The 15,141-nt window shown below is 46.4% G+C and carries 8 protein-coding genes; all 8 read right to left on the bottom strand.

Annotated elements, in window-relative coordinates:
• Positions 1 to 178: 178 nt before the first annotated feature.
• Positions 179 to 1,819, bottom strand: coding sequence for a RagB/SusD family nutrient uptake outer membrane protein (locus ED312_RS09535; RefSeq protein ID WP_123215777.1), 1,641 nt, complete (start codon positions 1,817 to 1,819; stop codon positions 179 to 181).
• A 27-nt stretch (positions 1,820 to 1,846) separates the two neighbouring features.
• Positions 1,847 to 4,912 carry a SusC/RagA family TonB-linked outer membrane protein gene (locus ED312_RS09530; protein ID WP_123215776.1) on the bottom strand — a complete coding sequence of 1,022 codons (3,066 nt, stop codon included), beginning with the start codon at positions 4,910 to 4,912 and terminating at the stop codon, positions 1,847 to 1,849.
• A 585-nt stretch (positions 4,913 to 5,497) separates the two neighbouring features.
• Positions 5,498 to 6,619, bottom strand: a complete 1,122-nt coding sequence (locus ED312_RS09525) for a Gfo/Idh/MocA family protein (RefSeq protein ID WP_123215775.1) — start codon at positions 6,617 to 6,619, stop codon at positions 5,498 to 5,500.
• A gap of 228 nt (positions 6,620 to 6,847) precedes the next feature.
• Positions 6,848 to 7,696, bottom strand: a complete 849-nt coding sequence (locus tag ED312_RS09520; protein ID WP_123215774.1) for an endonuclease/exonuclease/phosphatase family protein — start codon at positions 7,694 to 7,696, stop codon at positions 6,848 to 6,850.
• A gap of 207 nt (positions 7,697 to 7,903) precedes the next feature.
• A complete protein-coding gene (locus ED312_RS09515) occupies positions 7,904 to 9,667 on the bottom strand; it encodes a RagB/SusD family nutrient uptake outer membrane protein (RefSeq protein ID WP_206363240.1) in 1,764 nt (587 codons plus the stop codon).
• Positions 9,668 to 9,684: 17 nt separating this feature from the next.
• A complete protein-coding gene (locus ED312_RS09510; RefSeq protein WP_206363239.1) occupies positions 9,685 to 13,185 on the bottom strand; it encodes a SusC/RagA family TonB-linked outer membrane protein in 3,501 nt (1,166 codons plus the stop codon).
• Positions 13,186 to 13,269: 84 nt separating this feature from the next.
• On the bottom strand, positions 13,270 to 14,190 hold the full coding sequence (locus ED312_RS09505) for a FecR family protein (RefSeq protein ID WP_123215772.1): 921 nt from the start codon (positions 14,188 to 14,190) through the stop codon (positions 13,270 to 13,272).
• Positions 14,191 to 14,326: 136 nt separating this feature from the next.
• Positions 14,327 to 14,914: an RNA polymerase sigma-70 factor gene (locus ED312_RS09500; RefSeq protein WP_123215771.1), complete on the bottom strand. Its 588-nt coding sequence runs from the start codon at positions 14,912 to 14,914 to the stop codon at positions 14,327 to 14,329.
• Between the last annotated feature and the right edge of the window lie 227 nt (positions 14,915 to 15,141).

The following is a 15,141-nucleotide window of genomic DNA, read 5'->3' as shown; positions in this document are numbered from 1 at the left end:
ATTACGATATATAACCCTGGAGTTTTCTATGCCCTGTATGTAATACCCGGTGCCCTGCGATGTTATACAGCAACTTACTGAGGTTACATAAAAGATTATATAAAAAATTAAAAATATAAGCAGGCAAAATTTGCCTGCCTATACCTGAACTAAAATTCACTAAACACTATAATACGTATTAATACTCGGGGTTTTGTTCAATACTTCCTCCTGTATTATCAATCTCAACCTGGGGGATTGGCCTCAAAAGATGTTTTGGACTAAGGGCATTATTTAAGGCAGCATGAGGATTGTGCTGTAAAGTACGTTCTATAAGTTTTCCTGTTCTTTTTAAGTCCATCCACCTGTTTACTTCTCCCGTGAGTTCCCTGGCCCTTTCGTCGAGGATAAAATCCAGGTCAATATCTTCCGGGGTTACCGGGGTGGTCAGCCCGGCCCTGGATCGTAAGGTGGTAAGGCGGGCTGCGGCATCGGTGGTATTACCCGACTGTAAATAAGCTTCGGCAGCAATCAGGTAGGCCTCACCTGCTCTCATCACTACCATATCCCTTTCGCCCTGTGAAGATTGATCGGGTTGTGTAAAAGGAATTCCCGGATCGTCAAATTTCTTAAACATCGGGTAATGCACGGTGGTGACGCCATTATTTTGAAAATACGTTCCCGGATTGATCACCGTATAGGGTACCGCATCGATATCGGCCTGCGTCCAGGCTGTTTTCGGGAAGTATATGGCGGTATCTCCGGCACTTACGGTTACTTCCGTACCGCCCACCCTGGCCACATAATCTTCATCGGCATACATAACCCTCCGGAATGTAGCACCGGCCCTTTGATCATCCTCATCAAAAAGGGAATAATAGAAAGGCGTAAGCGCCGGTCCCAGACCTTTTTGATATTTGTCACCCCTGATCAGTCCGGGGTAATCGAAATACCTGAACTTGTACATCATATGTTTTGAATTTCCCCAGCCCCTGCTCACGGAATTACCGCCGAACAAATAAGCAAAAATCACTTCGGAGTTTCGCTGATTATTGATATCCACCAGTTCTTCAAACGAAGCCACCAGAACATGATTGCCCATAACCGTTTCTGCTAGGGCAGCAGCTTCGGTATAATCGGATGCGGAACCGAAAGGCTTGTACCCCCTGGTAAGCAGAACTTTGGACAACAGGTGCCTTACAGCATCTTTGGAAACCCTCCCGTAATCGGCCGGGTTTTCATCTACTCCGGCCAGAGCCTCCTGGAGATCCTGTACGATCTGCGTATAAACCTCCTGCTCACTGGCACGGAAATACTCGGTTTCGGCAGTTTTCACCTGGTGAAGCACCAAAGGTACCCCACCATAATTCTCTACCAAGTTGAAATAGGATAAAGCCCTGAAAAATTTAACTTCCCCTATTCCTCTTGTTTTGGTATCGGCAGAAACACCTTCTATTTCTTCTGCATTGTCTATGGCCACATTGGCTGCGGCGATAACACTATACTGATTGCTCCAGTATACTCCTACAGCCCAGTTTAATGAATTCAGGTTTACGTAATCGTTGATCTCGTCGGTCCCCGAAACGGTTGTTCCCCTTGTTACCACATCGGTCCCCAGGTCTTCGAGGACGTAATACATATCGGCCGTATATTTTGTTGTGGTTTCCCTGGCCCTTTCATAAACCGAGGCCACTAACTGGTTAAAAGTCTCAGGGTCGGACTTGCCCGTATCAATACTCAATGACGACCTGTTCTCTTCGTCAAGATATGATTCACAGCCTGTGCTAAAGATCCCGGCCGCGAGCAATACTATTATGAATTTATGATTAAAATATCTCATGATTCTCAATTTTGTTTGACTGTTGGTTTAGAAGCTTAAATTAACACCGGTGATAAGTGTACGTGACATAAAGGCCGCACCCCAGTCATTCCTGCCGGCATTTTCAGGGTCCCATCCGTCGTAATCGGTAAATATAAAAGGGTTTTGTGCAGTAATATAGAATCGCAGGTTGCTTAATTTCAGTTTGTCCAGTATGGTAGCGGGGAGCTTGTAACCCAGGGTCATGTATCCTACTTTGGTAAAGGAAACGTCTCGGTATTTGATGGCATGCTGATATATACCTCCGTTACCGGGCTGATACCACTTGTTTGTGGGGTTTTCGGGGGTCCAGTAATCCACATCATAACCGTTGAATGTCCTTGTGGGTTCGCCGTCCCAGGGAAATGAAAAACCATTGTGGAAGTTACTCCGCATCTTATTCCCCTGGCTGATATGAACAAAGAAAGAGAAATCAAAATTCTTATAATTCATGGTACTGGTAATACCTCCGGTCCATTTGGGAGTGACATTTCCAATAATCTTCCTGTCCTCACCGGGGGTGATCATACCGTCACCGTTCAGGTCCTTTACCCTTACCTGACCAGGACGCTGCCCGTATACCGCGGCTTCTTCCACTTCATCGAGTTGCCAGATACCGTCAAATTCATAGTCGTAGATCGATCCGATGGATTCTCCTACCTTGTGGATAAAGCTGGTACCTTGTACATTAAAAATGATCTCGTCAACATCCCCGTAAAGTTTATCCAGGGTATTCTTGTTGGAAGCAAAATTAAAATTAGTGGTCCATGTAAAATTATCGTTGTCAATATTGACGGTATTCAATGCAATTTCGATCCCTTTGTTACTGGACTCCCCGACATTGTCAAATGTTCCTGAAAAACCGGTAACGGATGGCAGGGGAGAGAAAAATATAATGTCCGTATTTTTTCTGTTATAAAGGTCGACCGACCCGTAAATCCTGTTCCTGAGCAATCCGAAGTCAATACCCAAATTGATCTCTGTAGTTTTTTCCCAGCTAAGGTCTTCATTGGCCAGACCGGTTATATAAGCAGTGGAAACCGAAGAATCGCCCAAATTGGTTGCACTTGTGCCAAGTAACGATTGAGAGGCCAGTGGAACGAGCCCGCCTCCCTGGCCATTGTTGCCCGTTTGGCCGTAACTGAGCCTTATTTTGGCATTGGAGAACAACTGTTGTGATTGCATGAAATCTTCATCGATCATTTTCCATGCAAAGGCTGCGGAAGGGAAGAAGGCCCATTTGTTCTTATCCGAAAGTATGGAAGAACCGTCATATCTGCCCGTTAAGGTAAACAGGTATTTATCCATCAGGGTATAGTTAAGCCTCCCCGTGTAGGATTCCAGGGTCTGTTTGGAAAAATCACTGGAAAGGTCCCTGATATCAAGTCCGGCACCTAAATTGTGGAACAGGAATTCATCCGTGGTAAAATTCCTTACCTGTGCATAGTAGCCTTCCGAACGCTCCATAAACCTCGAAATTACCGCAGTGGCATCAATAGCATGTACTCCTTTATTATACCTATAGTTGAAAATATTGTCCCAGGAGTATGAAAAATAATTATGATTATTTACCTGGGCCCTTCGGTTGGAGGGATTTGCAACTACACTTTTTGAATAGAGCCCGCGGTATTCTCCGTACCTGGTATATTTAATATTAGGTGAAAATTTAGAGGTAATCGTCAATCCGTCTACAGGTTTGAGTTCTATGGCAATATCCCCGATATATTGCAGGTATTTGGTTTCCCTGGTAACGTTATCTCCTTCAAACAGCGGATTGGTGATCTGGGTTTCTTTTTGTGTCGGAAAAAATCTCAGCGATCCGTCATCGTTGTATGGACGCCCGATAGGCTTTAACCGGTATGCACTCCTGAAACCTTCCCAACTCCCCGTATTTTGTACAGCATTGGTGATATAATTATTAAAACTCACATTCAGCCATCGGGTAAGGTCGCTTTTTAAGCTTCCTCTTATGTTATACCTGTTAAAATCTTCTCCTTCCAGTGTCCCTTCGTCCCGGGTATATCCCAGGCCAACTGCATAGGTAGTGGTTTCATTTCCTCCGCTCAGATCAATGGTATGATTGGTTTGAAGTCCCGCCCTTAATATAAGGTCTACCCAATCCGTATTCACCCCGTCGGCAATATTCTGCATCTCTTCTTCATCGAAATAATCGGACAGGATCACATCATTTCTCCTGTAATTGAGATCGCCGTTAAGCTGAGCAAACTCATTGCCTACAACTACATCCCTGATAAACTCAACATACCCGGGCCCGTCGTAGATTGCTGGTAAATGATAGGCTTCCTTAAGACCTATATAACCATTGTAATTCACTTTCAATTCCCCTGTTTTACCACGCTTGGTCTCTATAATAACCACACCGTTACTCCCTCTTGATCCGTATATCGCCGTAGCCGAGGCATCCTTCAGAATATCCATTCTGTCAATATCGGAAGGGTTCAGGAAAGAAATATCGTCCACAAAGATCCCGTCCACGATAAAAAGCGGGTTCTGGCCGGGGTTAAAGCCCCCCTGATTGGCTGTTTCATTGGAATTAATAGTACTGGCCCCGCGGATACGGATATTAAAACCTCCGGAACCAGGTTTATTGTCCGTACGCTGAATGACAACTCCCGGAGCCTGCCCCTGCATGGCGGAAATGGCATCTACCTTATTCGCTTTTTCCAGTTGCTCGGAATTTACTGATGCAACGGACCCGGTAAGATCACTTCTTTTTACCGAACCGTAACCTATAACAACCACCTCATCCAAAGCAGATGAAGAAGCGGTGAGCTGAACAGTATAATCAGTTGTACTGCCTACTTTAATTTCCCGGGATTCGTATCCCAGATAAGAAATAACCAGAACAGCATCGGCCTGAGGGACCGTAATTTCGAAATTTCCGTCAAAATCTGTAACGACTCCGTTCCGGGTGCCTTTCAATACTATATTCGCTCCGGGCAAGGGTTCTCCGAGATCATCCAGGACCTTCCCCGTAATTTCTTTGGTTTGTGACCATGACATGGATGTATATGCCATAAAAAGAATGGTCACGATCGGTAATAAAGTTTTCATATTGTTTTGGTTTATTGATTGGCCTCAAAGTAATGTTAAAATAAACCCAAGGGGATGTACAAAATCATCAAAAACATAGACGCGTTATTCATAACACACCGGTTTTCAGAGATAAAACTGAGGTTGTGATATTTTTATCAACTGTTATTCAGGAAAAAAGCAAAGACACGGCTTTTTTGAAAATCGGATCGTTGATAAACAAGAAGAGGATGGAAAAAGACATATTCATGCCTGCTATTATTCGGGGAATCCACCAGGATTATGGTATCAGATCGTAAACCGATAAAATTACCGGACAGGACACGGTCTGAAACAAATCATTCCATTTCCGTAACGAAAGGGGTTCCCTCTCTTATTTCCTTTATTATATTAAACTAAACCTGTAAAAAGGAATCAGTTTTGCGGCCGATATGCCCGCAGGAAAGTGATTCTTATGCTATATCCCTGTAATTCCGGCTAAGACATATAGAAATCAAAGTAGCTGCAATGAATACCGCGATTCCCGGCAGCAGAACGGCATAGAGCAAAAAGGGAACATAGTTCCTGTACCAAAATGCCATACATTATAATTTACCGGTGTTGCTTTTATAGTTCCAGTTCCTGCTTCTTACCGGTTTCACATGCGCGATAGATGGCGTCGATGATTGTCAGGTCTTTCACCCCTTCCGCTCCGTCAACCGGAACTTCAGGTTTTTTGCCTTCCAGTATAATCCCGGCCATTTCATCCATTTGTACGGTTTGGTGGGTAACATGTGGTTTCGTTAATTCTCCCTTATGTGTACGGCCTTTTATAGGCCCATAACCCGTGGAGGGCTGCAATTCGGCAAATCCCTTTTCACCGTTCAGGAAAAAACGATCCAGGTTGTTCATATTATACGTGGACAAACAGGAAGCGACCGCGCCCCCGGGAAAGCCCAACTGGAACTGAATGGTCTCGTCTACACCTTCCCTGAATTTTACGGGGTCTGTTTTGGTTTCCTGGGCAGTAACCCATACGGGCTCTTCACCCACCATATAGCGGGCACCATTAATAGCATAAATACCTATATCCATCAAAGCACCGCCACCTGCCAGATCCTTATCCAGCCGCCACTGACCGGGATCGCCGATCCGGAAGCCGCTCAATCCCTGGAAAAACATGATATCCCCGAATTCACCTTCGTTCCGCATCCGGATAATTTCCAGTGTGTTCGGTTCAAAATGCATACGGTAACCCACCAGTAATTTCACATTCGCTTTCCTGCAGGCATCTACCATTTCCTTCCCTTCCCTGGCATTGATGGCCATGGGTTTTTCACATATGGCATGTTTTCCGGCAGCAGCTACCCGCAACACTCCTTCGTGGTGAAGCGCATTAGGTGTAATGACATATACGGCATCGATATCCGGGTTATCCTTAATACTGTCGTAATTTTCATAATTGTAACAGTTTTTCGCCGGGATATTATATTTTGCCTGCCAGTCTTTGATTTTCGAGGGTGTACCGCTGATAACCCCGACCAGCCTGGCCCGCTTGCAGGACTGCATAGCTTCTGCCACCCGGGTGCCGTAACTCCCGAGCCCCATGATGGCCACACGCAATACGGGCCCGTCATAAGGTTTGTTGTAGAAAAGGTCCGACCGGACAGACGAAGCATATAAGGGTAAAAAAGGTAAAGTAACAGCCGAAGCTGCAAGTTTTTGTAGGAAGTCACGACGTGGGTTCATAAGTTCAAAATTAGGGGTATACAGATTAGTTCAGGAAAAAGGTTATGTTAGAAAATGAAATAAACGTCTATGCAAGATATTAAATTAGCATCTTTTAAACAAAAAACATACTAAAGAAAGCATAACTACCTGCCTGTAAACAAAAAACCGGTCGCAAGTCCAATTGCGACCGGTGGCGGACAAAGTGAAATCAGCTGTTCCGGGAAAATAAGGGAACACCAAACAGGTTTATTCCGCAAAACGGATACGGGCTACCACCGGTTGGTGATCCGAAGGGTACCGCCGGTCTTTCGCATCGGTGAGCACTGCGTACTCAGATACTTTAAAATGCCTGCTCACAAACACATAATCTATACGGTACTGCATAGGAGCTTCAAAACGGAACCCATTACTGGTTCCGACCGGCCCGTATGGTGGGGTTTCAGTGATCGTATATGAATCCTGCACAACAGCCCCCATACCTACAATCTGTTCCGTTTCCGGTGTAGAGTTGAAATCCCCGGTACAGATTACCGGGGTGTTGCCTGCAATTTCTCTGATTTTACGTACCATCAGTTTCCCCGATTCCCGCCGCGCAATTACTCCCCGGTGGTCAAAATGCACGTTGAACACATAAAAGGATTTCCCCGTGTGTTTATCCGTTAACCGGACCCATGAACAAATACGGTTGCAACAGGTAGCATCCCAGCCCTTCCCCGGTTTTTCCGGTGTTTCGCTTAACCAGAAATTACCGGAGTCCGTCAGGGTAAAGCGCTCTTTCCTGTAAAAGATGGCCGAATGCTCTCCGGCCATTTTCCCGTCGTCACGACCAGCCCCGAAATAGGTAAACCCGGGCAATTCGAGCAGGTCCTCCAGCTGATGTGAAAACCCTTCCTGTGTACCTACAATATCAAAGTCGTGATACCGGATCAGGGCCTTGACATTTTCCTTGCGATGGGGCCAGGAATTGAGGCTATCCCGGGGAGTATCCATGCGCAGGTTATAGCTTGCCACCCATATTTCTCCATTGTGTTTATGCTGGGCGGATGCTGATATTGTCAAAAGACAAACGATAATTTTTAAAAATCTGGTTTTCATCTCCAATAGGTTTAATTAAATTACTACGGACCAAGGCCCCTCAGTTTTTTATGGCAGGCCGGAAGGTTGTGTGACTGCGGATACACGGATAATTTCCACAAAAGCTAAGCCGGTTATCCGTGAATCCGCAGCCGTAATTTATAAAAATCCGAAATAACCGTGACCAAATCACAGTCCTGCTTCGACCTTTCACCGGGTAACAGCTCTCTACCACCCGGGATTTTGATCCAGTTTCGGGTTTTGTTCCAGATCTGCCTGCGGAATGGGGTAAAGGTATTTACGGTCCTGCCATTCCCGGTCACCGGGATTATACATGAGTTCCCCCGAAGTCCCGTTGGAAAGCCAGCGACGTCCTGCGGCAGTATTGGGAGAAACATCTACCATCACTACGGAAGGATTGGAAGGTTCCGGCTGGTTCCCCTGGTAGAAACATACATCCATGATACCGTCACCATTCAGGTCCTGTTCACCTAACTGCGGAACATACATCCCGTTCATCGGGGCTTCCTGAAAAAGTTCTCCGATGTGCCAGCGTCTCAGGTCGTCGGGACGCAGGCCTTCGAAAGCCAGTTCAATTGTTCTCTCCCGCATCACTTCCAGCATTACCGGGTCGGTAAATTTCCCAAGATAATAGTCTGCCAGGTACGGATCGGCTTCCGTAGGCATCGCGGTAAGTGTCGGGCCGGTGATCCCCGCGCGTCTGCGCAATTCACCTATGGTCGCAGCCCACTCCGCATCGTTCATTTGTCCGAGTTCGGCCAGGGCTTCTGCTTTATTGAGCAATACCTCTCCCCAGCGCATGATAATATGGGCATTGTCATTCCGGCTTTCATCGTCGTAAGGAAAGCGTTCGTCATAACACCATTTGATAGGCTGGTACCCGGTCCAGGACTGGTTAAGGTTCGGAGGGGCGATAACAGGGACACCATTCTCCGTACGGTGATAATCCCCCAGGCGGATGGTTTGTTTCAATCGCAGATCGCGATCTTTCACTTCCTCTGCAAAAGGCATTGTTGCATAGTCAGGATCAGCTGTAAACGGGGTACCATCCAGTTTGAGGTAGGTATTCACAAACTGCCGGGTCAATGCCGGGCGGCTACCGTAGGTGGGACTGATAAAACGCCTGTTTGCCGAACTGAATACCTGCAGGGACGGGTCTAATACCACGGCAAGCAGGGTTTCATCGGTATAAGGAGTACGTGTAATGAACAATTCTCTATAAGACAATTCGCTATTGGTGCCTTCATGCAGGCTGAATCCGCTGATGTCATTGGCCTCATTTACCACTTCCTGGTACCAGGTATCGGCCGTCCCCTGCATACCGTAATCTGTGTGATACTTACGGAACGAGGCTTCGTAAAGGCAGATCCGGGTCTTGTACGCCCGGGCCACATTCCGGGTAATACGTGTGCAGGAAGGGTCGCTGGTGAGTGTAATATTTGCAATGGCGTAGTTTAAATCTTCCAGTACCTTTTCCATAACTTCAAACCTGCTGTCCCTGGGAGCATTCAAGGTCAGGGTATCAGTGACCTCGATCGTATGATCTATCCACGGCACATCTCCGAAACGCTTTACTTTATCAAAATAGAACAATGCACGGAAGAAGCGGGCCACACCTATGTAATGTCCCTTTTCATTTACCTCGCTGCTCTCTGCATTTTCAATAAAATAATTGATATTCCTTAACTCTGTCCAGCTCCATCCGCTGCTGGTGATAGGGCTCAGTGCATTGGGAACAAGATAGGTGTCCACGCCGTTACGCGCCACAAAATCTGATGTATTATCGATGGCAAACACCCCCTGATCGGGTCCGGGCAGGTTATCGTAAAATGAATTGACATACAGCTCCATTCCGCTCTCCGATCCGAACACTGCATCCCGTGTAGCAGTAGCCACGGGAGTTTCATCCAGGTCACAAGAGATAAAAGACACCAAAATCAAGGCACCCAAAAAATAATTAAATAGCTTCATAACAGTCATCTTGTCATTTAAAAGTTTATTGATAATCCAAAAGAAACGGCCTTCAGCATCGGGTAGTTATAACCGTCCCCGCTTTTTCCGCCACTCAAATCCCGGTCCGAACCGTAAATGTTCGTGACATCGGTATCTTTTGTCCACTTGTACAAAGGAGACCAGGTCCACAGGTTCTCACCGGACATATAGATTTTAACATCTGTTGCACCGAACCTGGACACGAAGTCTGCCGGCAAAGTATAGCCCAGCTGAATATTCCGCAGACGGATGTATCCGACATTCTGTATGTGCCTGTCATTGGGCTGGTCGTTTAACTGGCTATATCCGACAAGACGGGGCAGATAGGCATCGAAATTACCAAGTTCTTCACGATACATGTTGTTTTTCTGCCAGCTTGGATAGGGGTTATACGGACGGTTGTACTGCCCCCAGAAACGCGATTCGCTGGAGGGAAACCAATCCTGCTTGAGCACTCCCTGGAAAAACGCCGAAAAGAAAATACCGTTCCAGTCCGAATCCAGGTTAATTCCATAGATATAACGCGGTTCGGAATTACCGATAATGGTTTTATCCCCGGGATTGTCCACCGTATTTTCACCGTGATAGATCACATCATCCCCATCCAGGTTTTTGTACTTGATATCTCCTACATAGTTTCTCCTGGTATTGGTACTCTGCACATTGGCCTGGCTCGGTGAATTGGCAATTTCTTCCTCCGAACGGAAAAGCCCTTCCACACGATAGCCCCATATTTCACCTATGCGCTGCCCTTCGTAGTAATCGGTGAGTATTTTGCGTTCATTGTTATACTTGGTAATAACGGCCCAGGAATCCGACATCATCAGCCCTATCCCGTAGTTGAACGGTTTGCCACTCATATAAAACTGGTCTTTCCAGTTCACGGAGACCTCCCACCCGGTAGTTTCCAGGTCCGCATAATTTCCCTTGGGGACCTCCGTACCGAATACCGCAGGTAAGGTGGGCCCGGTAGTAAACATGTCTTTGGTCCACCTGCGATAAACATCTCCGGTAAAAGTCAGGCGATTGTTGAACATGGAAAAATCCAGCCCTATATTACCCGTCGTGGAAGTTTCCCAGGTAAGTCCCGCAGGTACCACCCCGGGCTGGCCTGTTTGCTGCGGACGAACGCCGTTTATAATACGACCGGACTGGGAAATGGAAAAGTTCTCCGTAAATGAATAGGCATCGATGTTCCCGTTCCCGAGCGAGCCGTAAGAAGCCCTGAATTTTACATTAGACAGGATTTTCGGGTCCAGTTTCCAGAAAGGCTCTTCGGAGAGCCGCCAGCCTACGGAAGCGGAAGGAAAGAACGCCCATTGCTGATCGGTAGGGAATTTGGAGGAACCGTCATAGCGCCCGTTAACTTCAAGTAAATAGCGCTCCTTAAAGTTATAGTTCACCCGGAAAAAGCCACCGGCGATCCTCCATTTCTCATAACCTCCTTCGGTTGCTATACTTTGTCCCAATGCGAGGTTGATGTCATCGGCATCTTCATAAACGATCCCGTTACGGCGAGCGGTGAGATTCTTGTACTCGGACTGCTCGTAATTGAAGCCGACCAACAGGTGCAGGTTGTGCGTATCGGAGAATGACCTGGTATAATCGGCGTACATGTTGGTAGCTATATATTCCGTGGTCCGCCTTCTTTCCTGTATATCGTTTGTATTGGTCCCCGTGTACCCTATAACACCTTCGTAACGGCTGTAAGGTACCTGTACCCGGTTTTGGGTGGTTGCAATATCTGTGGTCTGATAAGTGAAATTTCCTTTGAGAATAAGGCTTTTGTCCAGAAATTCGGCCTTAGCGGCAATCTGGTTCTTTAAAAAACGGCGTTCGGTATCGATCCCGTTGCGGCCGATGAAATAATCTCCCACCGTATAGGCTGCGGGAAATGTAAGTGTACCGTCGGGATTCTGAAGGGGGGCCAAAGGGTGGCCTTCATCTGCCATATTCCGCCAGATACCACTCCCCTCTCCCACATTCAGGGGCTGATGGTAATCCATCTTTGAAAATTCCATGTTGTTTTCAACGGATAACCAGTCATTTAGGCGGATATTTCCCTTGGCTCTCAGGTTGTACATTCTGTAGTTATCGGAATTGTACTCGAACAATCCGTCCTGCCCGTTATACCGGCCACTGAGGTAAAAGGCAGCCTTGTCGTTCCCACCGGAGAACGTCAGGTTGTGGTCCTGGGCCATAAACCGGTCTTTCATCAGCACATCATACCAGTCCGTACTGTAGAAATAAATATATTCTCCCGTCTCGGGGTCCACATCAACACGGGGCAGGGACGGATCTTCCCACCGGCGCTTGATCTCCTGCAAGTACTCCGGGGAAAAAGTCAGCGTTTTGTTTATCGCCGTAGGGGTATTACCGTTGTCGTTCCAGTTAGACCAGGCATCATTGAAATTCTTGGCCCACGGGTAGGATTCGGTAATATTGTCCGGTACGGTTGTGGGGGATTTTATGGAATAATTGGTGGAATAACTGATGGACGTCTTTCCTTCCTTAACGGATTTGGTCGTAATCAGTACCACCCCGAATGCTGCCCTGGCGCCATAGATAGAAGCCGAGGCTGCATCTTTCAGCACGGACACACTCTCGATATCGTTAGGGTTCAGCATCCGCGGATCGCCTTCCACACCATCAATGAGCACAAGGGCGTTCCCTCCCTGTCCTATGGAAGTGGTACCCCGGATGTTGAAGCTGGGGGATTGTGTGGGTTTTCCGTCCAGCATCCGGATATTGAGGTTGGGCACTGCCCCTACCAGCCCTTGTGTGATATTGGGAATGGGGCGATTCTGGAATACCTCGCTTCCCACCTGGTCCACGGCACCGGTGAGGTTCACTTTACGTTGTGTTCCATATCCCACGACAACCACTTCGTCCAGGGCCGTGTTATTTTCTTTTAAAACCACCTCGAGGGTAGTCTGGTCATTCACTTTTATCTCCTGTGACTGGTACCCCAGATAAGAAACCTGCAATACGGCATCCGGTCCTGATACCCGGATGGAAAATTTACCGTCAAAATCGGCCGTAACGCCATTGCTTGTACCTTTTTCCAATACGGTAGCCCCGGGTAAGGGTACTCCGGTATCGTCAGTTACCGTACCGGTAACATCCATTTGCTGAAGGGCATTACCGGGTGGTGTTACACCGGAAGTCACGGCATTGTGGATAATAATATTATTCCCTTTTACCGTAAATTCAAAACCGGCTTCTTTGCCAAGTTGCGTCAGGATGGTTTTTAACGATTGGTTTTTATGGACGGTATTATACCGTTTCTTGTTTTTTATCACAAATTCGCCATAGGAAAACTGTGCATCCGTTTTTTTACTGATCTCGGAAAATATCCGGACAAGGCTAACATCCTGCAGATTAATGCTTATTTTTGTTTCCTCGGTGTTATTCTGCTTTTTAGCATGTGATGTGGAGCACATCAATAAAAAAGTAAGGGTATATGCTATTTTATACCTGAGTTTTTTTAAGCTCATAAAATTAAGTGTTGTGGTTTTCTAACTGTTTACTTCGACGCTTTCTGAAAAGAGCCTGTTGCCGCAGGCTCTTTATACCTTAGATCACTTGCTTTTTTCTACCATAATCTTATTTTTTTGTGTTTTAGTTAGTTTGACTTCATTGATCAGGTTTACCCGGCTGATAATATCCTCCGGTGTTTCGTTTCTATTCAGGGTTATGGAGATCAGTGCCTTTTTCGATTCCCGGTCTTCAAATACCGTTTCCATATCGTATAGTACATGCAACACGGTACACAGGTCTTCTATCGTAACGCCGTTCAGTTCTATTTTATCCTTTTGCCACAGGGTATATAAGGAGGCATTCACCTGTTTTTCTTCCAGTTCCCCCGACCTAAGCCTGTATATGCCCTGCCAGCCTGCTGCGAGGTTTACGGTATCTTTCCGGTGATATACCTTAACATTCCCTTCGGATACGGTAACATTTACCGACGTTTTGTTTCGCCTGATATTAAACCGGGTCCCTACCACTCTTGTTGTGAGTTCTCCTGTTCTTATGAGGAACGGCCTCAGCGTATCGCTGGCTATCTTAAAAAAAGCTTCTCCCGTTAATTCGACGTCCCTGCCGGTTATCCCGAATTCATCGGTATACACAATCCGGCTGTCCCGGTTTAAGGTAATTACCGAGCCGTCCTTCAGGGCCACCTCCTTCGGCTGCAACGACTCGTTAGAAACTACAATACGTCCGGGAGTTGCGGCCAGGTAAAATATGCCATAGGCCGTACCTATTAAAAACACTATGGAAGCTGCAATTCCTGCCCAGGAAAAATGCCCGGGAGCGATACGTTTTCTGACGCCTGAATAAATTTCATTTCCTATGGCTTGCTTGTCCCTGATCCCGGCTACCTTCTCCTTGTTCTTGTCCAGAAAGAAATCCTCGAATTTTTCGATATCCTTTATTTCCTGTTCCGTGGCTTTTCCTTCGAGGAATTTGTTCAATAGTGTTTTAAACTGTTTTTCTGTCATCAGGTATCCTTTGTGTATATATACCGGAGTTTCCGCTTTGCCCCTACGCCTGCAGAATTGTTAATCATTACATAACACAAGAGCCCCTGAACTCCTCTTTTGTTCAGGTTATCTTAACAATTACCGTATTTTATGTTTACGTTGTGAAGTACCCGAGAACGGCCGCAAGTAAAACGGACAACGGCACGGCCGGCCTTTTTTTCAGTAGTTTAAAGGCCCGGGTAATATGATTTTCGACAGTACTTTCGGAGATTCCCAGTTCTTCGGCAATTTCCTTGTTCTTCAGGCCATCCAACCGGCTCAGTTTAAAAACCTCCCTGCACTTATCGGGCAGGACGGCCAGTTTTTTGTCCAGGAGTTCTTTTGTTTCTTCCGGGTTCGGAACAACACTGTCTTCAGCACTATCTTCTTTATAAATGGTTTTCAGAGCCTCCAAGTGAGACTCCTTGAGTCTGGAGTCCCGCAGTTCTTTAAATACCCGGAACCTTACTGCTTTGTATAGATAGGCCTTTATGTTGTTGTTTTCGATTTCCCGCCTCCTTTCCCAGAAGTTCATCCAGACATCCTGCACCATATCTTTGGCAAGGGCCTTGTCTTCAAGTAAGGAAAAGGCGTAATTGTACAACGGCTCCCAAAGTTGGCCGAAAAGCCTGTTAAAAGCCTTTTCATCAGAAGCTTTGATCTGCTCTACATAAGTACTGATTATAGCAGACTCCCTTTTCATTCCACAAAGGAATAAAAATTTACACTAACCAAACTTTAAGAAAATGTAAAATAGTGGGGCGAAGTTATCCGTCATTCGACCACCTGGTTATCGGGGTATTAAGAGGCTCATATAAAGAGGCATGGTGTCATACGCTATGGGATAAATGCCCGTTGAAGCCATACGTTAACACTACCATCACAAACTAAAAAAGAGGCCACCTTTTCAGATGACCTCTTTTTACCTGG

This window comes from Sinomicrobium pectinilyticum (genome assembly GCF_003725735.1).
Classification (GTDB): Bacteria; Bacteroidota; Bacteroidia; order Flavobacteriales; family Flavobacteriaceae; genus Sinomicrobium; species Sinomicrobium pectinilyticum.
The sequence above is the reverse complement of the archived record's forward strand: the minus strand, read 5'-3'. Positions and strand labels throughout refer to the sequence as shown.

Coding starts and splice junctions, on each gene's coding strand:
- ED312_RS09535 (WP_123215777.1), bottom strand. CDS start 1,819: ATGAGATATTTTAATCATAAATTCATAATAGTATTGCTCGCGGCCGGG.
- ED312_RS09530 (WP_123215776.1), bottom strand. CDS start 4,912: ATGAAAACTTTATTACCGATCGTGACCATTCTTTTTATGGCATATACA.
- ED312_RS09525 (WP_123215775.1), bottom strand. CDS start 6,619: ATGAACCCACGTCGTGACTTCCTACAAAAACTTGCAGCTTCGGCTGTT.
- ED312_RS09520 (WP_123215774.1), bottom strand. CDS start 7,696: ATGAAAACCAGATTTTTAAAAATTATCGTTTGTCTTTTGACAATATCA.
- ED312_RS09515 (WP_206363240.1), bottom strand. CDS start 9,667: ATGAAGCTATTTAATTATTTTTTGGGTGCCTTGATTTTGGTGTCTTTT.
- ED312_RS09510 (WP_206363239.1), bottom strand. CDS start 13,185: ATGAGCTTAAAAAAACTCAGGTATAAAATAGCATATACCCTTACTTTT.
- ED312_RS09505 (WP_123215772.1), bottom strand. CDS start 14,190: ATGACAGAAAAACAGTTTAAAACACTATTGAACAAATTCCTCGAAGGA.
- ED312_RS09500 (WP_123215771.1), bottom strand. CDS start 14,914: ATGAAAAGGGAGTCTGCTATAATCAGTACTTATGTAGAGCAGATCAAA.